24 protein-coding genes and 1 pseudogene are annotated in these 23,776 nt (G+C 61.4%); 7 read left to right on the forward strand and 18 right to left on the reverse strand.

Going from position 1 to position 23,776, the window contains the following annotated elements; translation table 11 throughout:
- Nucleotides 1–16: 16 nt before the first annotated feature.
- Genes hslO through G473_RS0106215 form a run of 3 tightly spaced genes read right to left on the reverse strand, consistent with a single transcriptional unit; the run spans nucleotide 17 to nucleotide 3,056 of the window.
- Complete coding sequence (gene hslO / locus G473_RS25385; RefSeq protein WP_084437661.1) at nucleotides 17–991, reverse strand: Hsp33 family molecular chaperone HslO; 975 nt, start codon at nucleotides 989–991, stop codon at nucleotides 17–19.
- Entirely contained in the window at nucleotides 988–1,902 is a 915-nt protein-coding gene (gene argF, locus G473_RS0106210) for an ornithine carbamoyltransferase (RefSeq protein WP_029012391.1), read from the reverse strand. Before argF ends, hslO begins: the two co-directional genes overlap by 4 nt.
- Nucleotides 1,899–3,056 (reverse strand): aspartate aminotransferase family protein, encoded by a 1,158-nt coding sequence (locus tag G473_RS0106215; protein ID WP_210163229.1) that lies wholly within the window; start codon nucleotides 3,054–3,056, stop codon nucleotides 1,899–1,901. Before G473_RS0106215 ends, argF begins: the two co-directional genes overlap by 4 nt.
- 246 nt (nucleotides 3,057–3,302) lie before the next feature.
- Between G473_RS0106215 and G473_RS0106220 the strand changes: the two genes are divergently transcribed.
- Nucleotides 3,303–3,719, forward strand: coding sequence for a bactofilin family protein (locus G473_RS0106220; protein ID WP_029012393.1), 417 nt, complete (start codon nucleotides 3,303–3,305; stop codon nucleotides 3,717–3,719).
- Between the two features lie 162 nt (nucleotides 3,720–3,881).
- Here G473_RS0106220 and G473_RS0106225 read toward each other — a convergent pair whose 3' ends face one another.
- Complete coding sequence (locus G473_RS0106225) at nucleotides 3,882–4,322, reverse strand: MarR family winged helix-turn-helix transcriptional regulator (RefSeq protein ID WP_029012394.1); 441 nt, start codon at nucleotides 4,320–4,322, stop codon at nucleotides 3,882–3,884.
- A gap of 212 nt (nucleotides 4,323–4,534) precedes the next feature.
- Between G473_RS0106225 and G473_RS0106230 the strand changes: the two genes are divergently transcribed.
- Nucleotides 4,535–5,563 (forward strand): alpha/beta hydrolase, encoded by a 1,029-nt coding sequence (locus G473_RS0106230; protein ID WP_029012395.1) that lies wholly within the window; start codon nucleotides 4,535–4,537, stop codon nucleotides 5,561–5,563.
- Between the two features lie 82 nt (nucleotides 5,564–5,645).
- On the opposite strand, the gene G473_RS0106235 is transcribed toward G473_RS0106230, so the two are convergent.
- Nucleotides 5,646–6,863 (reverse strand): argininosuccinate synthase, encoded by a 1,218-nt coding sequence (locus tag G473_RS0106235; protein WP_029012396.1) that lies wholly within the window; start codon nucleotides 6,861–6,863, stop codon nucleotides 5,646–5,648.
- A gap of 172 nt (nucleotides 6,864–7,035) precedes the next feature.
- Between G473_RS0106235 and G473_RS25390 the strand changes: the two genes are divergently transcribed.
- Both G473_RS25390 and G473_RS0106245 read left to right on the forward strand, forming a co-directional pair.
- Nucleotides 7,036–7,305, forward strand: coding sequence for a hypothetical protein (locus tag G473_RS25390; RefSeq protein ID WP_035705466.1), 270 nt, complete (start codon nucleotides 7,036–7,038; stop codon nucleotides 7,303–7,305).
- Nucleotides 7,306–7,411: 106 nt separating this feature from the next.
- Entirely contained in the window at nucleotides 7,412–8,437 is a 1,026-nt protein-coding gene (locus G473_RS0106245) for a sensor histidine kinase (RefSeq protein WP_029012397.1), read from the forward strand.
- A gap of 194 nt (nucleotides 8,438–8,631) precedes the next feature.
- On the opposite strand, the gene G473_RS0106250 is transcribed toward G473_RS0106245, so the two are convergent.
- The 11 genes and pseudogenes from G473_RS0106250 to G473_RS29820 all read right to left on the reverse strand — a co-directional run bounded on the left by G473_RS0106250 (nucleotide 8,632) and on the right by G473_RS29820 (nucleotide 18,294).
- On the reverse strand, nucleotides 8,632–9,390 hold the full coding sequence (locus tag G473_RS0106250; RefSeq protein WP_029012398.1) for a glycerophosphodiester phosphodiesterase family protein: 759 nt from the start codon (nucleotides 9,388–9,390) through the stop codon (nucleotides 8,632–8,634).
- Nucleotides 9,391–9,403: 13 nt separating this feature from the next.
- Nucleotides 9,404–9,646 carry a hypothetical protein gene (locus G473_RS0106255; protein WP_029012399.1) on the reverse strand — a complete coding sequence of 81 codons (243 nt, stop codon included), beginning with the start codon at nucleotides 9,644–9,646 and terminating at the stop codon, nucleotides 9,404–9,406.
- Between the two features lie 4 nt (nucleotides 9,647–9,650).
- On the reverse strand, nucleotides 9,651–9,938 hold the full coding sequence (locus tag G473_RS0106260) for a hypothetical protein (RefSeq protein ID WP_029012400.1): 288 nt from the start codon (nucleotides 9,936–9,938) through the stop codon (nucleotides 9,651–9,653).
- 141 nt (nucleotides 9,939–10,079) lie between these two features.
- Nucleotides 10,080–10,279: pseudogene (locus tag G473_RS30975) on the reverse strand (IS5/IS1182 family transposase); the annotation flags it as partial.
- A gap of 103 nt (nucleotides 10,280–10,382) precedes the next feature.
- Nucleotides 10,383–11,423, reverse strand: coding sequence for a sulfate/molybdate ABC transporter ATP-binding protein (locus G473_RS0106265; protein WP_029012401.1), 1,041 nt, complete (start codon nucleotides 11,421–11,423; stop codon nucleotides 10,383–10,385).
- A 24-nt stretch (nucleotides 11,424–11,447) separates the two neighbouring features.
- Nucleotides 11,448–12,317, reverse strand: a complete 870-nt coding sequence (gene cysW / locus G473_RS0106270; RefSeq protein ID WP_029012402.1) for a sulfate ABC transporter permease subunit CysW — start codon at nucleotides 12,315–12,317, stop codon at nucleotides 11,448–11,450.
- A 1-nt stretch (nucleotide 12,318) separates the two neighbouring features.
- Nucleotides 12,319–13,173: a sulfate ABC transporter permease subunit CysT gene (gene cysT / locus G473_RS0106275; protein WP_029012403.1), complete on the reverse strand. Its 855-nt coding sequence runs from the start codon at nucleotides 13,171–13,173 to the stop codon at nucleotides 12,319–12,321.
- 61 nt (nucleotides 13,174–13,234) lie between these two features.
- The gene (locus G473_RS0106280) at nucleotides 13,235–14,200 is read right to left on the reverse strand and encodes a sulfate ABC transporter substrate-binding protein (RefSeq protein WP_051329976.1); all 966 of its coding nucleotides are present in this window, start codon (nucleotides 14,198–14,200) and stop codon (nucleotides 13,235–13,237) included.
- Nucleotides 14,201–14,528: 328 nt separating this feature from the next.
- The gene (locus G473_RS25395; RefSeq protein ID WP_154667276.1) at nucleotides 14,529–15,416 is read right to left on the reverse strand and encodes a hypothetical protein; all 888 of its coding nucleotides are present in this window, start codon (nucleotides 15,414–15,416) and stop codon (nucleotides 14,529–14,531) included.
- Nucleotides 15,417–15,660: 244 nt separating this feature from the next.
- Nucleotides 15,661–16,944 carry an EAL domain-containing protein gene (locus G473_RS0106295; RefSeq protein WP_029012405.1) on the reverse strand — a complete coding sequence of 428 codons (1,284 nt, stop codon included), beginning with the start codon at nucleotides 16,942–16,944 and terminating at the stop codon, nucleotides 15,661–15,663.
- A gap of 252 nt (nucleotides 16,945–17,196) precedes the next feature.
- Entirely contained in the window at nucleotides 17,197–18,294 is a 1,098-nt protein-coding gene (locus tag G473_RS29820; RefSeq protein ID WP_029012406.1) for a DUF2125 domain-containing protein, read from the reverse strand.
- Between the two features lie 63 nt (nucleotides 18,295–18,357).
- Between G473_RS29820 and G473_RS30220 the strand changes: the two genes are divergently transcribed.
- The 3 genes from G473_RS30220 to G473_RS0106315 all read left to right on the forward strand — a co-directional run bounded on the left by G473_RS30220 (nucleotide 18,358) and on the right by G473_RS0106315 (nucleotide 20,601).
- Nucleotides 18,358–18,927, forward strand: coding sequence for a gamma-glutamylcyclotransferase (locus G473_RS30220; RefSeq protein ID WP_154667278.1), 570 nt, complete (start codon nucleotides 18,358–18,360; stop codon nucleotides 18,925–18,927).
- Between the two features lie 92 nt (nucleotides 18,928–19,019).
- Entirely contained in the window at nucleotides 19,020–19,856 is an 837-nt protein-coding gene (locus tag G473_RS25400) for a TVP38/TMEM64 family protein (RefSeq protein ID WP_051329939.1), read from the forward strand.
- Nucleotides 19,857–19,923: 67 nt separating this feature from the next.
- On the forward strand, nucleotides 19,924–20,601 hold the full coding sequence (locus tag G473_RS0106315) for an MBL fold metallo-hydrolase (RefSeq protein WP_425411557.1): 678 nt from the start codon (nucleotides 19,924–19,926) through the stop codon (nucleotides 20,599–20,601).
- 77 nt (nucleotides 20,602–20,678) lie between these two features.
- On the opposite strand, the gene G473_RS0106320 is transcribed toward G473_RS0106315, so the two are convergent.
- Both G473_RS0106320 and pip read right to left on the reverse strand, forming a co-directional pair.
- Nucleotides 20,679–22,358: a methyl-accepting chemotaxis protein gene (locus G473_RS0106320; protein WP_161630950.1), complete on the reverse strand. Its 1,680-nt coding sequence runs from the start codon at nucleotides 22,356–22,358 to the stop codon at nucleotides 20,679–20,681.
- 395 nt (nucleotides 22,359–22,753) lie between these two features.
- Nucleotides 22,754–23,704 carry a prolyl aminopeptidase gene (gene pip / locus G473_RS0106325; protein WP_029012410.1) on the reverse strand — a complete coding sequence of 317 codons (951 nt, stop codon included), beginning with the start codon at nucleotides 23,702–23,704 and terminating at the stop codon, nucleotides 22,754–22,756.
- Between the last annotated feature and the right edge of the window lie 72 nt (nucleotides 23,705–23,776).

The raw sequence follows: 23,776 nt of genomic DNA on the forward strand, positions 1-23,776 counted from the left end.
CTAAACCCGACAAGCCTTAAAACCCGCCGCCATAGACCTTATCCAGGTCGGCATCATTGAAGCTGTAGGTGGTGTTGCAGAACTCGCACGTCACCTGCACCGCCCCATCAACCCGCAGATCGTCCAGTTCCGCCCGGTTCAGGCTGGCCAGCACCGTTTCCACCCGCTCACGCGAGCAGCGGCAGCCAGGGCGCAGGGCCGTACGGTCATAGATGCGCGGATTTTCCTCGTGGAACAGGCGGTACAGCAGATCGTTGGCCGGCAGATCGTCATCCAGCAATTCCGCCGCTGTCACCGTATCCAGCAGGGCATTGGCGCGGTTCCAGTCTTCTTCACGGCTGCCCTGGATATGGTCGGCGGCGATGCCGGCCGTTTCCGGCGGCAGGGCCTGAAGCATGATGGCGCCGCCCACCCATTTGCCGTCCTTATCCTGGCCGACAAAGGATTTGATGCTGGTCGCCATCTGTTCGGACTGGCGGAAATAATGGCGGGTGGCTTCCGCCATCGTATCGCCGCGCAGTTCCACAATGCCCTGATAGCGTTCAGTATGTTCGCCCTGATCCACCGTGAAGGCGACATAGCCCGACCCCAGCAGGGAACCGAGATCGGCCTTGAAGCCCTTATGGCTCATCTGCTCGGCCAGACGGTCGGCATCAAACCGGGCATAGCCGCGCATATCGCCGACGGAGGTCACGTCGGAGACGGTATAGGCGACCGGCCCGTCGCCCTTGGTCTGCAACGTGAAGATACCTTCGTACTTCACCGCCGATGCCAGGGTCGCCGCCAGCAGGATGGTTTCCGCCAGCAGCGGCTGCACCTGGGCGGGATAGGCATGCCGGGTCACGATCTCATCCAGCCCCGGACCCAGCCGGACAAGGCGCCCCCGGAAGGAGGCGCTGTCGAGTTGGAAGGGCTGGACGATATCGAACTCGGACGAAACAAGATCGGTATCGTGGCGGGGGCTGCCCGCCACGGGGTCACGCGAAGTCATCGGTCAAGACACCAGGTCAAAATGCCCTTCTGGGCGTGCATGCGGTTCTCCGCCTCGTCCCAGACCGCCGATTGCAGGCCGTCGATGATGGCGGAGGTCACCTCCTCCTCCCGGTGGGCCGGGAGACAATGCATGAATATGGCGTCTTTTTTCGCCAGACCCATGACATGGGCGTTGACCTGATATGGCTTCAGCAGATTGTGACGGCGCTGGCCGTCCTTATTATGCATCGACACCCAGGTGTCAGTGACCACGGCATCGGCATCCCTTGCAGCCACCTCAATATCACGGGTGACGCTGACGCGGCCCTGATGCTGACGCACCCAGTCCAGGGTCGCTGCCGGCGGGGACAATTCCTCCGGACAGGCGATGCGCAGTTCGAAATCGAACAGCACCGCGGCATGGATCCAGCTTTCGCACACATTATTGGCATCGCCGGCCCAGCACACCACCGCATCCTTGATCGACCCTTTGCGTTCCTCATAGGTCAGGATATCGGCCATGATCTGGACCGGGTGGGAACTGTCGGTCAGGCCGTTGATCACCGGCACGGTGGCGGCAGCGGCCATTTCATGCAGCTTCGCCTCATGGTCGGTGCGCAGCATGATGATATCGACATAGCGGGACAGAACGCGCGCCGTATCGGCGATCGTCTCGCCGTGGCCGAGCTGGATTTCCTTGCCGGTCAGGCAGATCACCTCACCGCCCAACTGGCGCATCCCCACTTCAAACGACACGCGGGTGCGGGTGCTGGGCTTTTCGAAGATCAGTGCCAGGGTCTTGCCCAGCAGCGGCTTTTCCGCCCCCGCCCCGCGCTTCATCATGGCGGCGCTGTCCAGCATGCGGCGCAGGCTGGGCAGATCATGCTGGTGGATATCCAGAAAATGGCGGACCTTGCTTTCAGAAGTCATTGCGCGAACTCCCGGCAGGTCTTCTCAAGGATTTCCATGGCTTCGGTCACTTCCTTTTCGCCGATGGTCAGCGGCGGCAGAATGCGCACCACATTATCCGCCGCGCCCACGACCAGCAGGCCATTCTCGCGCAGGCGGGTCACCATCTCCCCGTTATTCACCACGCATTTCAGGCCCAGCATCAGGCCCTTGCCGCGCGCATCCGCCAGAACGGACGGATAGCGGGCGACCAGTTCCCCCAGCTTGCCCTTCAGCAGGTCGCCGATCTGGCTGACATGGTCCATGAAGCCCGGTGCCGTCACCACATCCAGCACGGCATTGGCAACCGCCATAGCCAGCGGATTGCCGCCAAAGGTGCTGCCATGGGTGCCGGGCACCATGCCCAGCGCCGCCTTTTCCGATGCCAGGCAGGCACCGACAGGGAAGCCGCCGCCAATGCCCTTGGCGATGCACATCACGTCCGGCGCGATATCCGCCCATTCATGGGCGAACAGCTTGCCGGTGCGGCCCACGCCGGTCTGGATTTCATCAAACACCAGCAGCAGGCCGAACTCGTCAGCCGCGGCGCGCAGGGCCTTCAGATAGTCGATGCTGGCCGGGCGGATGCCGCCTTCGCCCAGGATCGGTTCTACGATGATGCCGGCCGTCTCCGGCGTGATGGCGGCGCGCAGTTCGTTCAGATTGTCATAAGACACCTGATCGAACGCATCCAGCAGCGGGCCGAAACCGCCGACCATCTTGTCGGACTTGGCGGCGGCAATGGCGGTGGTGGAACGGCCATGGAAGGCACCGCCGACCACGACGAAGCGGGTCTTTTCCGGATGCCCGCTGTCATGATGGTATTTGCGTACCGTCTTGACGGCACACTCCCACGCTTCCACGCCGGAATTGGTGAAGAACATGGTGTCGGCGAAGGTCAGTTCCTTCAGCCGCGCGGCCAGCTTTTCCTGGCCCGCAACCCGGAACAGGTTGGACGTATGCCAGAGCTTGCCCGCCTGCTCGGTCAGCTTTTCCACCAGATAGGGGTGCGCGTGACCAAGGGCGTTCACCGCGATACCGGCGGTGAAATCCAGGAATCGTCGGCCATGTGTGTCCCAGATGTAGGCGCCTTCACCCCGTTCGAACACGGTGTCGATCCGGGAATAGGTGGGCATCACTGCTGGAATCACGGCACTTGCTCCTGATTTCACAAAGCACGGCGGCCAAGAAGCCGATAAGGGACCGCCGGAACGCGCGACTATCCTGTGTCCGTGCGCGCACGTCAACGGAGCCCCGCGCATCCCTCTTGTGATACGGGCAAGAAGCGTTGCGGATTTAACCCTTTCAGCTTATGAATAAACCAGAAACGACAGGCTGCCGGTTTCTGTAAGGCCGGCCTATTGGCGGAGAATGTTGAGGCGATGCCGAACGATATCCTGGACCCGCGCAGCTTCCAGCGCCCCGGCTTCAACGGCGCTGCGGAAGCAGTGGCCGATAGCGGGACGACGACGGGCGGCATCACGACCATTTCCGCCGAGGCGCGGATTGAGGGCGCGAAGATTTCCCACTGCCATACCCTGCATGTTGCGGGACGGCTGGCGGATGTGACCCTGGCCGACATCAAGATCCTGGAAGTGGCCGAAGGTGGTCATTTCGAAGGCACGGCCAAGGTGGAGCAGATGCGCGTCAATGGCCGCGCCACTGGCACGATTGAAGTGACGGGCACCCTGTCGGTGGGTGAGACCGGGCAGGTGGATGGCACCATCCGCTATGGCCGCATCGCCATTGCCGATGGCGGCAGCGTCACCGGTACGCTGGCCACCGGCAAGGTGCAGTAAGCACCGTTGGACCAAGGTGCAGTAAGCACTATTGGACCAGGGTGCAGTAAGCACCGTTGGACTAAGGTGCAGTAAGCGTCACAGGACAAGCCGCTCCCATTCCGCCGGGAAGGGGGCTTGTCCAGGGGATAGAATAAGGGGCTGTATTTGCAGCCCCTTTTTTCATACCCCCGCCATACGGTTCAGATTGTCGCGCAGCGTCACGATATTGCGCCGCAATTCCCCGATCTCCTCCACGCTCATGCCGGTGGCTTCCACCAGCTGCTGGAGGAAATCAGCAGTCTGCTGCTGCATGTCGCGGCCTTCCGGGGTCAGCCGGATCAGTACCTGACGCTCATCGGCGGGGTTGCGCTCCCGCTTTACCAGGCCTGCCGTCTCCAGCCGCTTCAGCAACGGGGTCAGGGTGCTGCTTTCCAAAAACAGCTTTTCCCCGATCCCGCCCACGGTCTGGCCATCCTGTTCCCACAGGACCACCATCACCAGATATTGCGGGTAGGTCAGGCCCAGCCGCTCCAACAGCGGCTTATAAATCCGCGTAAAAGCGTGGCTGGCGGAATAAAGGGAGAAGCAGATGAAATCTCCCAGACGCAGTTTCGTATCCATCGCGGACCACCCTTTCAAATCACCCTCCATCCCCGCACCCGGCAGGATGGCGACAGCGTGACCGTGCATATTATATCGCAAGCGATCTAATCGCAGGCGCGCACATCGCATGGCTCCCATTCATTTAATTATATCGTACACGATTAAATCGTGATGTACCAATTTGTCCATGCCGAGCGCCGCTCCTGGCGCCCCTCACTGGAGAGCCCAAAATGAACAGCCTGCGTAACACCGTCGCCGCCGTCGCCCTTTCCGCTGCTGCCCTGTTGTCTGTCACTGGCCCAGCCGCTGCCGATGTGGTGCTGGAGCCCAAGACCCAGGCTTTTGTCGATGCTGTTGCCGCCGCCGGTGGCAAGCCGATCTATACCCTGACCGCTGAAGAGGCGCGTGCCGTGCTGGCCGGTGCCCAGGCACAGACCCTGCCCAGCGCTGCGACCACGGTGCAGGATACCAGCTTCCCCACCGGCCCCCATGGCAAGGTGAATGTCCGCATCGTCCGGCCGGAAGGGGCCAAGGGCGTGCTGCCGGTGGTGATGTATTTCCATGGCGGCGGCTGGGTGATGGGGGACCGCAATACCCATGACCATCTGATCCGGGAATTGTCTGCCGCTGCCGGTGCCGCCGTGGTCTTTGTTGATTATGCCCGCGCCCCCGAAGCCGTCTATCCCAGCCAGAATGAGGAAGGCTATGCGGCCATCCAATATGTTGCCAAGCATGCCCGGTCCCTGGGCCTGGATGCCAGCCGGATCGCCGTGGCCGGTGACAGTGCGGGCGGCAACATGGCCGCTGGCATCACGCTGCTGACCAAGCAGCGCGGCGGGGCCAAGCTGGTTCACCAGTTGCTGTTCTACCCGGTGACCGATGATGTGTCGCAGAACGGCTCCTACACCCAATTCGGCGAAGGCCCCTGGCTGACGACGAAGGCGATGCATTACTTCCTGGATGCCACCTTCCCGGCTTCCGTGCGCAACGACGCCAACACTTTCCCCCTGAAGGCCAGCCAGGACCAGTTGACCGGCCTGCCGAGCGCCACCGTGATCGTGGCGGAGAATGACCTGCTGCGGGACGAGGGCGAAGCCTATGCCCGCAAGCTGGCCGCCGCCGGGGTGACGGTCACCTCCACCCGGTATAATGGCACGATCCATGATTTCGTGATGCTGAACGGTCTGGCCGACACGCCCGCCGCCAAGGGTGCCATCGCCCAGGGCGCTGCCGCCCTGAAGGCCGCCTTTGCCAAGTAACACCATATCTTAAACGCAAAACGCCGCCCGGTTATCCACCGGGCGGCGTTCGCGTAACCATATCAAATCGCCAGAATTTGGATTACAGATCCTTGGCGATATTGTTCAGGCGCAGGCGCAGGGCGTTCAGCTTGATAAAGCCTTCGGCGTCCTTCTGGTTATAGACGCTGTCCGCCTCAAACGTCACATAATCCAGCCGATACAGGCTGTTCGGGCTCTTGCGACCGACAACGCGGGCCGAACCCTTGAACAGCTTCAACCGGACCATGCCGTTGACGCGCTCCTGCGTCTTGTCGATCAGGGCCTGCAGGGCCTCACGCTCGGCGGAGAACCAGAAGCCGTTATAGATCAGCTTGGCATAGCGCGGCATCAGCTCGTCCTTGAGGTGCATCGCCTCACGGTCAAGGGTGATGCTCTCGATACCACGATGGGCAACCGACAGCAGGGTGCCGCCCGGCGTCTCATACACGCCACGGCTCTTCATGCCGACAAAGCGGTTTTCCACCAGATCCAGGCGGCCGATGCCGTGCTTGCCGGCCAGACGGTTCAACTCGATCAGCAGGTTGGCCGGCGACAGCTTGACGCCGTTCACGGCGACCGGATCGCCCTTCACATATTCGATCTCGACATATTCGGCCTCGTCCGGGGCCTTTTCCGGCGCCACGGTGCGGGTGAACATGTCCTCATCGGGCTCCACCCACGGATCTTCCAGCGCCTTCCCCTCGTAGGAGATGTGCAGCATGTTGGCATCGGTGGAATAGGGCGCCTCGCCGCGCTTGTCCTTGGCGATGGGGATCTGGTGGCGCTCCGCGAAGTCCAGCAACTGGGTGCGGCTGTTCAGGTCCCATTCGCGCCACGGCGCGATCACGGTCACATCGGGCTTCAGGGCGTAATAGCCCAGCTCGAACCGGACCTGATCATTGCCCTTGCCGGTGGCGCCGTGAGACACGGCATCGGCACCGACCAGATTGGCAATCTCGATCTGGCGCTTGGCGATCAGCGGGCGGGCGATGGAGGTGCCCAGCAGATAGGTGCCTTCATACAGCGTGTTGGCCCGGAACATGGGGAACACGAAATCCCGCACGAATTCCTCGCGCAGATCGTCGATGAAGATGTTTTCCTGCTTCACGCCCAGCAGTTCGGCCTTCTTGCGCGCCGGCTCCAGCTCTTCGCCCTGGCCGAGATCGGCGGTGAAGGTCACCACCTCGCATTTATAGGTTTCCTGCAGCCATTTCAGGATCACCGAGGTGTCGAGGCCGCCGGAATAGGCAAGCACGACTTTCTTCACGCCGCTCTTCATGGGAAATATCCGTCACGGTTACATGTGGAACCGGGCTGCGACGTTAGCGACAGGCCCCGCCCCTGTCCAGACCAACGCCGGAATGGCGGGACAACCCAGCAATTACAAAAGTCCCCATGCCCATGCTAACCATGAGGTCACATTGCCCCCTGAGCCTGCCGGAGTCATATAAATGAGCCGTGGTGCCTTGCTGATAATTGCCTGCCTCGTGGGGCTGCTGGCCCTGGCCATCACCCTGGCTGTTATCGCCTGGAACGCGATGGATGCTCCTTTAAACATCTCCCTCCACGGTTTCATCGCCCTGGGACTTGGCGCTGTTGGTTCCCTGGCTGTGGGGGGTGGGCTGATGGCGCTGGTCTTCTTCTCCAACCGCAGTGGCCATGATCAGGCCGTACATGAGGAAAATAGCCGTACCCTGGGCGAGCCACCCGAAGATGATTGAGAAGAGCGCCAGTTATCACAGCCGGGCCTGTAAAACGGCTGCTATTGGAATATAACGTTCGGGGTAACCCGCAGTCTGTCAAAGAAAGGCGATCGGGTCTCCTCTCATGGCATTTCTCAGTCAAGCTCTTGAAAAGCTGGTCGATGAGCCGCGCAGCCTTATGTTCCGCTACGGCTTGGCCGTCGCAGCGACAGTCATCGCCTGGGCGACGCGGCATGTGGCGGACCCTATTCTGCCGCAGGGTTTTCCTTTCCTTACCTTTTTTCCCGCCGTTATCCTGACCGCCCTTTGGGCAGGTCTGTGGCCGGGTATTTTGGCTGGGGTTTTATCAGGACTTACGGCCTGGTACTTTTTCATCCCCACGCTGAACAGCTTCGACATCAGCGGGCCGACCGCGCTGGCACTGGCATTTTATGCGCTGGTGATCGGGGTCGATATTGCCATCATCCATTTGCTGAAAAGCTCTTTGCAGCAGCTCCGTCAGGAACGGGGGCGGGCGCAAATGGCGGAAAGCAAGGCATTGGACCATGCGCGCCATCGCGATGTGCTGTTTGCCGAGCTTCAGCACCGCGTCTCCAACAATCTTCAGATCGTATCCGCCCTTTTAAGCCTGCAGCGCGCCGGCGTGTCAGATGAAAAGGCGCGGGCGGCATTGGCCGATGCGGCCAACCGCCTGGCTCTGATCGGCAGCATCCATCGCCGGCTGTATAATCCGGGAAGCGAAAACGTGGATTTCGGCCAGTTTCTGCGGGATCTGTCTGATGATCTGCTGACCACGGCGGGGATGGAGAATGTGGCCAGCAAGGTGGAGGCGGTTGCCCTGTCGCTGCCGCCGCACCTGATGGTGCCTGTCGCCCTGATTGTCGCCGAGCTGATCAGCAATTCCCTGGAACATGCCTTCATCGACCGGCCGGCGGGGGAAATCGCCATCACGGTCCAGACCGAAACACCGGGCCATATCGCCATTGCCGTCCGCGATGATGGGCGTGGCCTGCCATCGGGTTTCGACCTGGAGAAGACAGAAAGCCTTGGCCTCCGGCTTGTCCGGCTGCTGGCCCAGCAGATCGGCGCCCGATTCGAGATGATGGCCGATGGCGGCACCCATGCCCGGCTGCTCTTTGCACCGGACTAGAGCCGTGTGCGTTTAATCGGAAACGCACACGGCTCTAAGCCCTTGTTCAGCGAGCAGATTCACGCTCCAAAGCGATTCCGCTTTTCCGCGATCTGCTCTAATAGCCCACCCCTGTGATCGTAACCGATCACCAACCTCAATCCCCGGCGCCAACGTCCGTTGTCTTGGGCGCGCTGCACATACGGCGCAGCGGCTTATGAGTATGCGGGCCACAGCCCGCGACGGCGCAGGATATCGCGCAGCAGCGTCGGGCGATCCGTGATCAGCCCGTCCACCCCCAGATCCAGCAGCCGTTCCATCTCCGTCGCCTCATCCACCGTCCAGACATGGACGGGAAGGCCCCGCCGATGGGCGCTGGCGATGAAGCGGGGGGTGATGATGGGGATACCATGGTGGTGAACCGGCACCTGCAGGCAATCGGCCTTGGGTCGGCCCAATGGCAGGCCATTGGCGGCTGACCAGATACGGGCCACCTCCATCGGACCGGCAGAACTGCACAGGTTGGGGCCCAGCCGGCGACGGAGCCGGTTAAGGCGCTGACCGGAGAAGGAGCCGACACAAACCCGTCCCAGCGCACCATGTTTTTCCAGCGCATCGGCCAGGGCAAGTGCCGCCGCGTCGCTTTTGGGATCAATATTGAAATGCAGGCCGGGCCAGCGTTCCAGCACCTCGTCCAGCAGGGGGATGGGCTCCCGGCCGGCGATACGGGCCTGTGAGACGATGGCCCAGGGCAGGTCACTCACCCGCCCCTGTCCATCCGTCAAATGGTCCAGCACATCATCATGGAAAATGATGAGCCTTCCATCCGCCGTCCGCTGGACATCGGTTTCGATATAGCGGTAGCCAAGGGATACGGCATTGGCGAAAGCGGCAAGGCTGTTTTCTGGCGCTTCCAGCCCACCGCCGCGATGGGCAAAGGCGATGGGGCCGGCATGGGTCAGATAGGGATGCATGCCGGCCTGCCTTTCACTTTGCCTGGGGGTCCTTTTCCGGCCGGGGCCAGCGGCTTACGGCCACAAACCACAGACCAGCCGCCAGCAGCGGGGGGAAAACAAAGATCACCAGCGCCCAGAGCGGGTTGCGGCCCGTCTTGCCCAGCGCGATGCCCAGCATGCAAACGGTCCAGGTGACGGCAAGGACCATGATCAGCATGGAAAGCCATCCCGGCAGGGACAGCATCAGTTCGGTCATATCGCCATAGCGTGGCATCGGATCAGCCCTTTCTGGCGTCGGCAGCCGCACGCTCGCGGCGCAATTTCTCACGCGGGTGCAGCTTTTCCGGACGGGGCGGCATGTTGGGCCAGGTGCGGAACGCCAGAAGGCTGGCAAAGACCGGCCAGCCCAGAACGGGCACTATAAGCCACGCCACCCAGACCGTGGGCAACCCGGCGCGGCGCAACAGCCGGATCGCCGGCCACAGGCAGAGCAGCGCCAGGGCGACGTGGATGGCCAGCGCCACCGGCCAGCCGCCGATCCCCCCCATGACATTGTCCATCTTCATCCCATCCGCGCATCGCTTATGGGGCGGAGATAGCATGCCTGCCGTCCGCGTCAACCGCTTATGTCCTGTGGGACCCTGGGGGTGCGGGCGTCTTTTGTGGACGGCTGCTTGCCAAGACCTGACAGGATGCGGAAAAATGCAACTGTGGGTCTGGTTCGACCGTGTCTTGCCCGGAAATCGCGATCAGCATTGCGCCCCGGCCCCGGTGGCTCGTCGTCGCCTCCCTCTTTGGGCCGAAAGCTCTTCATCGACGCCCAGGCTTCCAGCAACGTGCCATCGACCGAGAAATGCTCGTCCGACAGCATTTTGCGAGCCCGGGCCTGCGCCACCAGCGCAGACAGAGACACTGCGAACGTCACTGCCGCGCATCTCGATCTCCAATCCGGTACAGGACCGCAGCGAATCACGATCAAATCCCGGCCAGAAGACTTTTTAAGAAGCCCACTAGCCCTGATAAACATTCGCCTGTCGCAGGCGCAGCGAAACCTGCTGGCCGGGGGTGGGCACCTGCAGGGTGGCTTCCCGGTCCAGCACGGCTTCCACCGTATGGCCATCCAGGTCCAGATCCAGGCGAAGCTGGGGGCCGACCGGCTGTACCAGACGCACCCGCGCCGGCAGCGTACCGGGACCGGGGCTGGTCAGTTCGATATCATGGGCGCGGATATAGGCGACGGCGGGGCCGCTGACCGGCACATTATTGAGGATCGGCACCGATACGCCGCCGATCAATGCCGCCCCATCCTGCACCTGACAATCAAGCCGGGTGCCGCCGCCCAGAAAGTCGCAGACAAAGGCCGAGGCCGGCCGGTCATAGACTTCCGCCGGCGTGCCGATCTGCTCGATCCGGCCGCGATGCAGGATGGTGACCCGATCCGCCAGTTCCAGCGCTTCTTCCTGGTCATGGGTGACGAAGACGGTGGTCACGCCCATGCCCTTATGGATGTCGCGCAGCCAGCGGCGCAGTTCCTTGCGCACCTTGGCGTCCAGCGCGCCGAACGGCTCGTCCAGCAGCAGCACGCGCGGTTCTGTTGCCAGGGCGCGCGCCAGGGCCACGCGCTGGCGCTGGCCGCCGGAAAGCTGGTTGGGATAGCGTCCGGCCAGCGGTGCCAACTGCACCAGATCCAGCAGGTCCATCACCTTGGTCTTGATGGTGCTTTCCGACAATTTCGGCTTGCGGCGGGAGACGCGCAGCCCGAAGGCCACATTCTCAAACACGCTCATATGTCGGAACAGGGCGTAATGCTGGAAGACGAAGCCGACGCGGCGGGCATGGGGGGCCGTGACGGTCGCCTCCTCCCCCTCAATCAGCAGCCTGCCTTCATCGGCGAAATCTAACCCGCCGATCATGCGCAGCAAGGTGGTCTTGCCTGAACCGCTGGGCCCGAGCAGGGCCATCAGTTCCCCGCTTTCAATGTCCAGATCAATGCCGTCCACGGCGGCGAAGCCGCCGAAACGCTTGGTCAGGGCTTGGATGGAAATGCTCATCGAACGGGTTCCGGCGCGAAAGGGTCAGTGGCGGCGGGCGGTGGCGGCCAATTCGGCCCCATACCGCCATTCCAGCAGCGATTTGGCGATCAGCGTCACCAGGGCCAGGATGGCCAGCACAGAGGCGACGGCAAAAGCGGCGACGAAATTATATTCATTATAAAGGATTTCGACATGCAGCGGCATCGTGTTCGTCTCCCCCCTGATATGGCCGGAGACGACGGACACGGCACCAAATTCCCCCATCGCGCGGGCATTGCAGAGCAACACGCCATAAAGCAAACCCCAGCGGATATTGGGCAGGGTCACGCGGCGGAAGGTCTGCCAGCCGGACGCGCCAAGGGTGATGGCCGCCTCTTCGTCGTCGCTGCCCTGGGCCTGCATCAGGGGGATCAGTTCGCGAGCGACAAAGGGGAAGGTGACGAAGATGGTGGCCAGCACCAGCCCCGGCACGGCAAAGACGATCTGTATGCCATTATCCCGCAGAAACGGGCCGATCAGGCTGTGCGTGCCGAACAGCAGCACATAGACCAGACCGGAAATGACCGGGCTGACGGAGAAGGGCAGGTCGATCAGTGTCAGCAGCAGCGATTTGCCGGGGAATTTATGCTTGGCGATGGCCCAGGCGGCACAGATGCCGAAGACGAGATTGGCCGGCACGGCGATGGCGGCAACCAGCAGCGTCAGCCGGATGGCGGCCAGCGCATCCGGTTCCACCAGCGCTTCCCAATAGGTGTCCAGCCCGCGGCGCAATGCCTCTGTGAAGACAGCAGCCAGGGGCAGCAGAATGAAGAAAGCGAGGAAGGCCAGGGAAAGGGTGATGATTCCGGCCTTCACCCAGGGGCTTTCACTGACCACAGGGCGGGCGGGTGTTGCGTTCCTGAAAGCGGCCATGTCACGCCCCCGCCCAGCGGCGGTTCCACCGCTGCAAAAGATTGATCACCAGCAGCATCGCGAAGGAAAGGATCAGCATGGCGACGCCAATGGCGGCGGCACCGGCATAATCAAACTGTTCCAGCTTGATCACGATCAGCAGCGGGGCGATTTCCGACACCAGCGGCATGTTGCCGGCGATGAAGATGACCGAGCCATATTCCCCCACCGCGCGCGCCAGGGCGAGTGCAAAGCCCGTCATCAGGGCCGGCAGGATCAGGGGGAAGATCACGCGGGTGAAGGTTTCCCAGCGCGTGGCGCCCAGGCAGGCGGCCGCCTCCTCCAGTTCCGCATCCAACTCCTCCAGCACGGGCTGGACGGTGCGGACCACGAAGGGCAGGCCGATGAAGGTGAGCGCCACCACAATGCCCAGCGGGGTGAAGGCCACCTTGATCCCCAGCGGGTCCAGGAACTGGCCGACCCAGCCATTGGGGGCATAGAGCGAGGTCAGCGCGATGCCAGCCACGGCGGTGGGCAGGGCAAAGGGCAGATCGACCATCGCATCCACGATGCGTTTGCCCGGAAATTCATACCGCACCAGCATCCAGGCGACGCCCAGGCCGAAAACGGCATTGATGGCGGCGGCAAAGAAGGCGGTGGTGAAGCTGAGGCGCAGGGCGGCCAGCACGCGCGGTTGCGTAATGGCCTCCCAGAAGCCCGCCAGCCCCATTTCCCAGGGGCGCAGCACCAGGGCCGCCAGCGGGATCAGAACGATAATGGTGAGGTAGAAGAGCGTGATACCCAGCGTCAGACCGAAACCGGGGATGATCGACCTTTCCCGCCGCAGGAACGCGGGGACGAGAGAAAGCCTCGTCACGAATGCACCTGTTCGGTCATGACGCGAGATATCCCTATTTACCCTTCAATCCAGGATGAGCTTACTGGCCCGGCTTGTAAATCTGGTCGAAGACGCCACCATCGGCAAAATGGGTCTTCTGGGCGTTCTGCCAGTCACCGAACTTGGTGATGTCGAACAGTTCCAGCTTGGGGAAACGGTCGGCATATTTCTGGGCAAGCTGCGGCAGGCGCGGGCGGTAATAATGCTTGGCCGCCAGTTCCTGGCCTTCCGGCGTGTAGAGATATGTCAGATAGGCTTCAGCCACCTTGCGGGTGCCCTTGCGATCGACATTCTTGTCCACCACAGCCACCGGCGGTTCCGCCAGGATGGAAACGGAAGGAACAACGATTTCCAGCTTGTCCGGCCCCAGCTCATTGATGGCGAGGAAGGCTTCATTCTCCCAGGCCAGCAGCACATCACCAATGCCGCGCTGAACGAAGGTGGTGGTGGCGCCGCGGGCGCCGGTATCCAGCACCGGCACATTCTTGAACAGCTTGGTCACGAAATCGCGGCCCGCCGCCTCATCCCCGCCGGCCTTGTTCACGGCATAGCCCCAGGCAGCCAGATAGTTCCAGCGCGCCCCGCCCGAGGTTTTCGGGTTGGGGGTGATGACCTGGGTACCGGGCTTCAGCAGATCATCCCAATCCTTGATGCCCTTGGGGTTGCCCTTGCGAACCAGGAAGACGATGGTGGAGGTGTAGGGCGAGGAATTATAGGGCAGCTTGGCCTGCCATTCCTTGTCCAGCAGGTTGCCATTCTCGACCAGCGCATCGATATCGTAGGCCAGCGCCAGGGTGACGACATCCGCGTCCAGCCCGTCGATGACGGACCGGGCCTGCTTGCCGGAACCGCCATGCGAGGCGCGGATCTGCACCGCCTCACCGGTCTGTTCCTTCCAATGCTTGGCGAAGGCCTCGTTAAATTCCTTGTAAAGCTCGCGGGTCGGGTCGTAGGAGACGTTGAGGATCTGGCCGTTACCCCACACCGGCGTTACCGCCAGGGTCATGAGGGCCGCCGTTGTAAAAGCAACGCGTTTGAACCACTTCATTGGATGTCTCCTTCGACTGGCCGCGTCCGACAATGGTACGCGGATGGTGGCGGGCCCACGAAGGTTTTTCGTGGCGCTTTAGCGTTTGGTGCGCGGCGCAAGCTGCCCTGATCAAATTGCCGCGATGAGCTGGTTAATCCCTACTCATGAGATGGAAATTCCATGATATAGAAATTGGTGTCAATTAAAAAAATAAACACATATTTTTTGTTATTTTTGAAACGCAAGAAGTGCCCGAACATCCGGGATGACAAACAGTCTCAAAAATGCTGAAAAACGCTGGAGATCAGCCGTTACGTTGCCAGACTTTGCTGATCAAAAAATTCTTGGCCAGGAACTGGTAGGTGCGTTTCAGCCGCCCTTCCGTTTCTGGATCACGATCAATTTCGTGGCCATGCCACATCTCGATCATCTCGTCCCATACCATCAACATGGTGTGCAATTCGTCGCGCATGCCGCGGATAAAGGTGATCTGCGCATCGAAAGAGCGCAGCATGGCCATCACTTCCGAAGTTTGCCCATCGATTTGGTCGAATATATCGTCGAAAGTGGAAACTGGCGCTTTAGCCAGGGCGATCATCCGGCTCACTTCAGATGATAATTGCTGGTCACTGCGGAAGACCCGCTTGGCCTGACCCAGGCGGACCATGATTTTCTGTACCTCGGCATACCGCTCACGCAGTGCTTCGATATAGGACAGTTCCCGCGCCAGGTGATCGACCTTGTCGACCATCTCCTGCTTGCGTTCCTCGGGCAGGCCGAACTGTTTGGCCAACTTCGCGAAGGCTTCCTGTGCCCGCTGTTTGATGTTGGGGTCTTCGATCAACTGTTCCAGCTTATACCGGTCAGTGATCATCTCCTCCCGGCCGGTGATCCAGGAGACAAGCTGCAGCGTCAAACGGCCCCGGGCCACCATCAGGTGATGCTCATCCACACGCCATGATGCCGACCCATCCAGCAATTCCCGGGGGATACTGTCACCGGGCCGGATTTCCTTCACATATTTCAGGCCTTTTTCCACTACGGTCAGAAGGCGTGCATCTTCGCTCTTCTCGTCGATGGCGAAGCTATCCCGCAAGGTGCGGAAATTGATCTTGCCCCAGACATCCCCCAGATGGACGTTGAAGACGGGGTCATTATTGTCGCGGGACAGACAGAAATAGCCGCCCGGCAAGGCGAAAACCTTGCTGCTGAAAAGGAAATGCGTGCTGGTACTATTTTCTTCCCCGGTGGATGAATCCGGCGCGGGTGCGGTGGTTGCTCTTTCAGGCACAGACGCTATCGGGGGTTTCCCCCGTCCCTATTCATCGCGAATGAAAGACATCCTAGCAGATTGCGTCCAGGATCGCCCAATTAAGGTTCATATCGCAAGGATAGGGCACAATGGCGCAGCATTCCCGACTGCGCAAAGTCCTATGTCACTCATGCATCATCTTGGCGCTTTTGATCGCATCCCGGATCAGCACGCCCTTGCGCAGGATGTTATCCACAATCCGGCCCTGGACCAGGTCAATCCCAGCCTTCTCTGCGAACATCAAGCCCGATACACTGCCGCAGCGGGCCAGGATGAAACGGCAGTTGCTCTGCCCCTGGATTTTGTCTGCGAAGGATTTGTATTCATAGTCCGACATCTGGTCCATTTCGTCGGTCCAGAATATCTTGGCATAATCACAGGCCATATATTCCAGGTCCATATGGGTGACCCAGAAGTCATTCAGCCCGTCGATACAGATTTTGTAGCCTTTGGACGAGGCGAAATCGACCACCTCCTTGTAGGTGTCGATATTCTCCACAAGATCGGCCTTGTTGATTTCAAGAATCACATTGCCGCGCAGATCGGCGGTCAGCCTTTCATCGAACTTCACGAAAGCAGAGGACATAACGGTGGACAGGTTCAGGTTCAACCCGATCCGCCGGCCCCGCAGGAAATCCACGCCGTAATTCAGCGCCTTGAGCACTGAATTATCGAGATTGGCCGTGAAATAGCTGAACAGCCATTTATTGGCTGTGATGTCGTAACTGGGGGATAGCCGCTCTTCCAGCGCCTTGATGGCGATATAGAGCTCAAAATATTCGTAATGAGTGGCGTCGCCGGTCTGGATATTGACGACAGGCTGGTTGAGCATAAAAGGTGACAGATCGAACATCTGCACCGCGCGCTCAATCTTGCCCAATTCCTCCAGCGTGATCGGCGGCTTGGTCTCCGCTTTCACCGAATCGGCGCTGCTTTCCCGTGCCAGCCCCTCGATGAAGCGGATGACATTCACAAAATTGAGCGACAACTCCATGATCGAATAAAGGCTGTCCTCCCCATAGGGATTGCGCTTCATCATCACGGTGCGCGCCAACATCAATTTTTCGATTTTGGAACAGACTTCCGAAATCAGGGAAAACTTGATGCCCTTGTACAGGATGATGACATCATCATTGGACAGGCTGAATATCTGCAGATAGGCGGACTGGTCGGCGGTTTCCTGCATCGCCCGCTTGATGGAGATGTTGTCGAGCTGGCTCTTATCCTTCAACAGTGACATGTGAAGGTGGATAAGGCGCAGCCCCTGCACTTCCCGCTTGGCTGATTGCAGCAGGGTCAAAAGTTTCTGGTCGTCATGCTCCGGGCGCTCGGCCATCGCAGTCGCTGACCGTTCGCCGGGTTTGACCCGGACCCAGTCGCGCTTGGGTGCATTGGGCTGCCGATTCATGAAACCGCCTGTGCCTGATCCTGCTGACATCCCGGCTTTTGCTTAATCGAGGCAGCCGACCCTCGCCGTCGCCACTGATACCAGCCCTGCAGAAAAAAGAGCGGCAACGGCAAAGACGGACGCATTCAATCTATAACGAATTTTATCCAATGTTAACACAGTAATCCTACCCTATCGCATAGTCCGGTAGGACGTATGAAACCGGGACGTCTTACCCTTCCGCGTGTAACGGTGTGATAGGGTGTCGCCTGTTCACTCCCATTCGATAAAAGGCATTTGCCCCACGCGGATCGGCCCGATGGAAAATTGCTGATCCTGGATGGTCAGCGGCACCCGCACGACCCGGCGACCATCCGGCTGTTGCTGGGAAAGAAAGCCCAGCGCCGTCTTCATCGCCTTGCCCTGGTCCCGGCTCAGCGTGCCGCGGGCAACCATCATGTCGGCCAGGGCATCGGCCCCGGACAGTTCCGCACTGCCGGCCATTTGGGGCTGCAGCATCTCGTCCAGCGCCAGGGTGGCGTTGCCGCGCAGATCCATTCCGCTCCAGAGCAGGCGGAAACCCGTCACTTCCACTGTGCCGCCGGCCTCGCTCCATCCACGCAACGCGGCCGGATCGGGGTTGGGCGGCAGGATGCCGTGTAATTGCGCTTCCAGGGCGATTTCCTGCATCTCTGCGTCCAGCGGCGGCGGCACGGGGCCGGGCAGCGTGATGGCGCGGGCCAGCAGATTGAAACTGCCGATCACGGGTGTGGGTGTTGCCGCCGTCAATGCGGGCACCGTCCAGGACAGATCCAGGCTGGATGCGGCCAGCGGGCCCATCAAGCCACCGCTTTCAAGACGGGGCTGGTCCAGATGGATTTTCCACTGCTGAATGCCGCCCTGTCTGGCAAGCCGCAATTCCCCTTCGCCGGCGGGGGCCGTCAGGGCCAGGGTTCCTTCCGTCCCGCGCGGCGGTCCGACAACCCGCGCGCCACCATCCAGATGCAGGGTGATGCGCAGCGGGTCCCAGGGGCGGGCCCAGGCCTCCAGGCTTCCGACCTCCACCAGCATGCCATCGGATCGTTGCCAGCGGGCCTGATCCAGCCGCAGCGACAGGCGCAGGGGAAAGCCGCCGATGGCGGGCTCGGTCGGGTTGATGCTGTTGCCCTGTGCCTGCTGTGCTGCCACGACATCGTTGACGGCACGGCGTAATTGCGCCGATGCCGCCACCCACCATCCCGTATAGGCCAGGAACAACAGCAGCAGCAGGGCAACGGCAAGGGAGATCGGGCGCAATCGCATCAGGCGGGGTCCAGCACAGGCAGAAAGAGTGGTCGGCGGCAGGGCGCCACGGAACGGGCGGGCCGTCAAGGGCGGGTTCCCTGCGCAGGCACCTTGCGCTAAGCTTCGCAGGTGCGAAAGTGCCAGGATAAGATGAACGTTCAAGCCTCCCCATCCGCTCCCGTCCCCATCGTCGATTTCGACCATCCGCCGGGGGAGGATCTCTGGGTCTTCGCCTATGGCTCCTTGATGTGGAACCCGGCCTTCCCCTCCGTGGCGCGGGTACAGGCCCTGTTGCGCGGCTGGCACCGCTGCTTCTGCATCTACAGCCACCAGCATCGCGGAACCCCAGAAAAGCCGGGGGCTGTGCTGGGGCTGGATCGCGGCGGTTCCTGCAGGGGCATCGCCTATCAGGTGGCGGCGGCGGATGTGCCCGCTGTGCTGGCTTATCTGTGGCAGCGGGAAATGGCCTATCGCGTCTATGTTCCCCGCCGGGTGGGGCTGGAGGCTGAAGGTGGGCGCATCACGGCGCTTGCCTTCACCGCAGACCGGTCCCACGCCCAATATTGTGGGCGTCTTGGCCCCGACGGTACAGCCGCGCTGATCCGGCAGGGGGAGGGCCAGTCCGGCCGCAATATCGATTACCTGGACAGCCTGATCGCCCATCTGCGCGAACTGGGGATCCATGATCGCGGGCTGGAAGACCTGCGCGCCCGCGTCTGAGCCCTGTGCACGCCCAGGCCGGGCGCGATGCAACAAGCCGATGCCAAAACCGTTCCCCTATCGGGTGCAAGGAACAGTCAGGCGGGTTGCGCATGATCGGCACATGGATCAGCACGGGAGTGCGGGATACGGTAGGCACGGCACAGGCCGCGGCCCGCACGGTCCAGGCCGCACGGGCGCCGGGCAGTGCCCGGCGGCTGGTTCTGCGTGTCGGCGCCGGCATCCTGGTCATTATCGCCATCGCGCTCGCCTGGGCGCTGCTGCCGGTGGGCGAATGGATGGGCGCTTTCCGGGAATGGATCAATGGCTTCGGCTGGTGGGCGCCGCTCGCCTTCGCCGTGGCCTATATCATCTCCACCCTGGCCATGGTGCCGGGGGCGCCCATGACCATGGTGGCGGGTCTTGTCTTCGGCCTGTGGGGGCTGCCGCTGGTTGTGGCATCGGCCACGGTCGGCTCGGCCCTGGCCTTTCTTTCCGCCCGCTATCTGGCGCATGAACGCATCGACCGGATGATCGAACAAAGGCCGAAGTTGAAGGCGGTGGCCCGCGCCGTGGCAGCAAAAGGCTGGACCGTCATCACCCTGCTGCGCCTCAGTCCCCTGATCCCGTTCAACATGCAGAATTACCTGCTGGGCGTGACGCGGCTTTCCTTCGGCTGGTTTCTGCTGGCCACGGTGCTGGGCTCCCTGCCGGGGTCGCTGCTGTTCGTCTATATCGGCATGGCCGGGCGGCCAGGGGCAGAGCGCGGCTTCTGGGAATGGGTGATGATCGGCATCGGTCTGGCGGCCACGGTGCTGGTTGCCATCGTCATCGCCAACCGGGCCCGGCGGGAGCTACGCGCCATTGGGCTGGAGGAAGGGGAGGATGAAGGCTTCCCCCTGGCCGAAGAGGGTGGGCCCACGCCCCGACCGGCGCGGGCCGATGGTTGACAGGGTCGGCTGGCAATGTCACCCACGGGGAATGTGAACCTCCTCCCGCACCGCCGTGAAAGACCCGATGATGAGCCAGACCCCGCCCCTGAAAGCCGTGATCATCCCGGTCACGCCATTCCAGCAGAACTGCTCCATCATCTGGTGTACCGCCACCAACCGCGCCGCCGTGATCGACCCCGGTGGTACGGTGGATGCGGTGCAGGCCGTCATCGCCAAAAACGGGCTGACGGTGGAACGCATCCTGGTGACCCATGGCCATATCGACCATGCCGCCGGCGTCGCCGACCTGAAGGAAGCGTTGAAGGTACCGGTGGAAGGCCCGGCGATTGAGGATAATTACTGGCTGATGGGCCTGAAGGAACAGGGCGCCTCCTACGGCATTCCCTATGCACGCTCCTTCACCCCTGACCGCTGGCTGGTGGAAGGGGATACGGTGACAGTGGGCGACCAGACCCTGTCCGTGATCCAGTGCCCGGGCCATACGCCGGGCCATGTTGTCTTCTTCCATGCCCCGTCACGCTTCGCCATCGTCGGCGATGTGATCTTCGAAGGCTCCGTCGGGCGGACCGATTTCCCCGGCGGCAATGCAGATGATCTGATCCGCTCCATCCGAGACAAGCTGTTCCCGCTGGGCGACGACATCACCTTCCTGCCCGGCCATGGCGGCCTGTCCACCTTTGGCCGGGAACGGCAGAATAATCCCTATGTCGGGGATCGGGCGGTGGCGCGTCAGGCCCACTGACCCCGCTACCATATAGGGATATGGAAAAGAGGCGCCCCGTGCAGGACGCCTCTTTCCAACATGATATTCGGTGCAGATCAGGCGGCCCGGATACCGGCCAGGAAGCTCTCCACCTCGCCCTTCATCTCCTGGGCTTGACGACCCAGGTCGCGGGCTGCACCCAGAACCTGACTGGCAGAGGTGCCGGTTTCGCTGGCGGCGACATTCACATTAGCAATGTTCTGCGAGACCTCGCGGGTACCGACAGCCGCCTGCTGCACGTTGCGGCTGATTTCCAGGGTTGTGGCGTTCTGTTCTTCCACCGCGGCAGAGATGGCGGCCATGGCATCATTGATCTGGGCAATGGTGCCATTAATCGTGCGGATGGCACCGACAGCCGCGCCGGAAACCGACTGCATCGCCTGCACCTGCTGGCTGATCTCGTCCGTCGCCCTGGCGGTCTGGAGCGCCAGGCCCTTGACCTCGGCAGCGACGACCGCGAAGCCCTTGCCCGCTTCACCAGCCCGTGCTGCCTCGATGGTGGCGTTCAGGGCCAGCAGGTTGGTCTGGTGAGCAATGTCAGAGATCAGTTGTAAGACATTGCCGATCTTATTTGCCGCCTCGGCCAGGGCCTGCATGGTGGCGTCGGTCCGCTCGGCTTCTGCTGTTGCCAATCCGGCCACCTCGGTGGAACGGTTGACCTGACGGGCGATTTCCTGGATGGAGGCAGCCATCTCCTCTGCGGCTGATGCCACCGTCTGCACATTGGCTGCCGTCTGCTCCGCCGCACTGGCGGAGGCTGTTGCCTGGCTGCGGGTTTGCAAGGCAATCCCGTTCATGCCCTGGGCGGTCGCGTCGAGCTGGCTGGTCGCCCCGGACACGGTACCGAGCATCGCCGCCACCTTGTGATCAAAACCAGCGATCAGGGCATCAATCGCGATGGCTCGAGCGATCTTCGCTTCCTGTTCGGCAGTCTGCGCCGCGGCCAGCCGCTCAGCCTCAATGGCGTTCTGGCGAAATACTTCCAGCGCCTGCGCCATGTCGCCGATCTCGTCACGACGATCCAGCCCGCCAACCACGATCTCCTTATCGCCATCGGCCAGTTTGCGCATCTGCGCTGTCATGGCCCCGATTGGTCTGGCGATGGCGGATGTCAGGCCGAAACCAGCCATGATCGCAATCAGAAGTGACAGAAGACCGCCGCCGATGGTGGCGATATCGGCCATGGAAAAAGCCCTGGCCAACGCACTGGAACGCTGTTCCAGCAACCGGCGCTCTTCATTCTGGGCCTCTTCAGACATGGCGCGAAGCTTGTCGGTCAGCCCTTTTCCGGTGCCGTTGCCAACACTGGCGAGCGTGGCTTCCCGGGTTTCCGCGTTCTGAATGCCCGCGATCTGGGGACGCGCCACCTTTTCCAGCCATTCATCAGAGGCCTGCTGGATGATGTCCAATCGCCGGAGTTGGGCGGGATTGTCCCCCACGAGTACGCGGGCGCGTTCCATGGATTCCGCGAACACCTTCATTCCCATATTGTAAGGTTCCAGGAATTCCGGGTTCTGTGTCAGCAGGAAGCCGCGCACGCCGGTTTCCTGATCTGCCTTCGCGGTTACCAGCTTGCGGATTGTGCGCATCACCTCATAGGTGTGCACCGTCATGTCATTGCTGCTGCGGATAAAAACCAGCTGCGTGCGATTGATTGCACCGACCGCAACAGTGGTTATGATCAGCGCGCCAAACACCATCAGAAATTTGCGGCCGATACGAAGATCCCTGAACATCTTTTTCATCTTCATTGCCCCATTTCCCGGTTCGATTTGATATGACGATGATCAAGGAAATAGGGGTGCAGGACGCGGGAGTATTAACTCTGCGCCATATCCCTGTTTCCAGGTAAGAAGTCATTGATTGGTTGATTTGTCTTGCCAGAGTTTGTTCTGGTGACTTTGATTATTAATTGAGAATCATAAAAATTGGTTAAGTGCGCGTTGATGGAAACATAGGAGATTTGAAAGAAAATCAGTTTATATCAATTGGATATGGGTGGCTGAATGCCTGTGTGTGCATGATATATGCTTAAGGCTAGTACATGCGTGAAAAAAGACGGAAACGTCAATTTTTCCGAGCGCTTACAGGTCAAAAAGAGAAAATGGTCTAGGTTTCCCCGAAGTATCTTTTAGCGCAGCGTCTTGAACCGTTCCATGGCCTGGACCAGACCCGTGCGGATGCCGGGTTCCATGGCGCTGTGCCCGGCATCGGACACGACGATATAATCCGCTTCCGGCCAGGCCCGGTGCAGCGCATCAGCCGTGGCGATGGGGCAGACGATATCGTACCGGCCCTGGATGATCACAGCCGGGATGTGGCGGATCTTCTCCACGTCGCGCAGCAGCTTGTCTTCCGGGTTCAGCATGTTGTTGCGGAAATAATGCGCCTCAATCCGGGCCAAGCCCAGCGCATGCACGTCCTCGCCGGAAGCAGCCACCAGCTCCGGGCTGGGCAGCAGGGTGGAGCAGGCCCCTTCATACATGCTCCAGACCCGTGCCGCCTGCATCCGCACGCTGGGATTCTCATGGGTCAGGCGGCGCCAATAAGCGTCCAGCAGGTCGCCGCGCTCCGCCTCCGGGATATAGGCGGCGAACTGGTTCCAGGCTTCGGGGAAGATGTTGCGCATCCCGTAGAGGAACCAGTCGATCTCGTGCTGCTGCATCAGGAAGATGCCGCGCAGTACCAGTCCGATCACACGGCCGGGATGGGCCTGGGCATAGGCGATGGAGAGGGTGGAGCCCCAGGACCCGCCGAACACCATCCAGCGCTCAATCCCCAGCAGTGTGCGCAGCGCTTCCAGATCAGCCACCAGATGCGGGATGTCATTATCCCGCAATTCGCCCAGCGGGCTGGACCGGCCGGCCCCGCGCTGGTCCAGGATGATGATGCGGTAATGGCTGGGATCGAAGAAGCGGCGATGGGTGGGCGATGCCCCCGCCCCCGGCCCGCCATGCAGGAACAGCACCGGGACGCCGTCTGGATTGCCCGACTGCTCCCAGTACAGGGTATGGATATCATCGACCTTCAAACGGCCGGTCTGGAAGGGCTCAAGGGGGAAAAAAAGGTCGCCGCGCGGCATGGGTCCGATCCCGCTGTTCTTTGGATGGGATTGTAGGCAAGCGCGCGGCGCAACGCAAACCGTCCTGCGGCG

Source organism: Niveispirillum irakense DSM 11586, assembly GCF_000429645.1.
GTDB lineage: Bacteria > Pseudomonadota > Alphaproteobacteria > Azospirillales > Azospirillaceae > Niveispirillum > Niveispirillum irakense.

Bases quoted from the DNA above. Each gene is read 5' to 3' on its own strand.
- hslO (WP_084437661.1), bottom strand. From the start codon at position 991: ATGACTTCGCGTGACCCCGTGGCGGGCAGCCCCCGCCACGATACCGAT.
- argF (WP_029012391.1), bottom strand. From the start codon at position 1,902: ATGACTTCTGAAAGCAAGGTCCGCCATTTTCTGGATATCCACCAGCAT.
- G473_RS0106215 (WP_210163229.1), bottom strand. From the start codon at position 3,056: ATGCCCACCTATTCCCGGATCGACACCGTGTTCGAACGGGGTGAAGGC.
- G473_RS0106220 (WP_029012393.1), top strand. From the start codon at position 3,303: ATGCCGAACGATATCCTGGACCCGCGCAGCTTCCAGCGCCCCGGCTTC.
- G473_RS0106225 (WP_029012394.1), bottom strand. From the start codon at position 4,322: ATGGATACGAAACTGCGTCTGGGAGATTTCATCTGCTTCTCCCTTTAT.
- G473_RS0106230 (WP_029012395.1), top strand. From the start codon at position 4,535: ATGAACAGCCTGCGTAACACCGTCGCCGCCGTCGCCCTTTCCGCTGCT.
- G473_RS0106235 (WP_029012396.1), bottom strand. From the start codon at position 6,863: ATGAAGAGCGGCGTGAAGAAAGTCGTGCTTGCCTATTCCGGCGGCCTC.
- G473_RS25390 (WP_035705466.1), top strand. From the start codon at position 7,036: ATGAGCCGTGGTGCCTTGCTGATAATTGCCTGCCTCGTGGGGCTGCTG.
- G473_RS0106245 (WP_029012397.1), top strand. From the start codon at position 7,412: ATGGCATTTCTCAGTCAAGCTCTTGAAAAGCTGGTCGATGAGCCGCGC.
- G473_RS0106250 (WP_029012398.1), bottom strand. From the start codon at position 9,390: ATGCATCCCTATCTGACCCATGCCGGCCCCATCGCCTTTGCCCATCGC.
- G473_RS0106255 (WP_029012399.1), bottom strand. From the start codon at position 9,646: ATGCCACGCTATGGCGATATGACCGAACTGATGCTGTCCCTGCCGGGA.
- G473_RS0106260 (WP_029012400.1), bottom strand. From the start codon at position 9,938: ATGAAGATGGACAATGTCATGGGGGGGATCGGCGGCTGGCCGGTGGCG.
- G473_RS0106265 (WP_029012401.1), bottom strand. From the start codon at position 11,423: ATGAGCATTTCCATCCAAGCCCTGACCAAGCGTTTCGGCGGCTTCGCC.
- cysW (WP_029012402.1), bottom strand. From the start codon at position 12,317: ATGGCCGCTTTCAGGAACGCAACACCCGCCCGCCCTGTGGTCAGTGAA.
- G473_RS0106280 (WP_051329976.1), bottom strand. From the start codon at position 14,200: ATGACCCTGGCGGTAACGCCGGTGTGGGGTAACGGCCAGATCCTCAAC.
- G473_RS0106295 (WP_029012405.1), bottom strand. From the start codon at position 16,944: ATGAATCGGCAGCCCAATGCACCCAAGCGCGACTGGGTCCGGGTCAAA.
- G473_RS30220 (WP_154667278.1), top strand. From the start codon at position 18,358: ATGAACGTTCAAGCCTCCCCATCCGCTCCCGTCCCCATCGTCGATTTC.
- G473_RS25400 (WP_051329939.1), top strand. From the start codon at position 19,020: ATGATCGGCACATGGATCAGCACGGGAGTGCGGGATACGGTAGGCACG.
- G473_RS0106315 (WP_425411557.1), top strand. From the start codon at position 19,924: ATGATGAGCCAGACCCCGCCCCTGAAAGCCGTGATCATCCCGGTCACG.
- G473_RS0106320 (WP_161630950.1), bottom strand. From the start codon at position 22,358: ATGTTCAGGGATCTTCGTATCGGCCGCAAATTTCTGATGGTGTTTGGC.
- pip (WP_029012410.1), bottom strand. From the start codon at position 23,704: ATGCCGCGCGGCGACCTTTTTTTCCCCCTTGAGCCCTTCCAGACCGGC.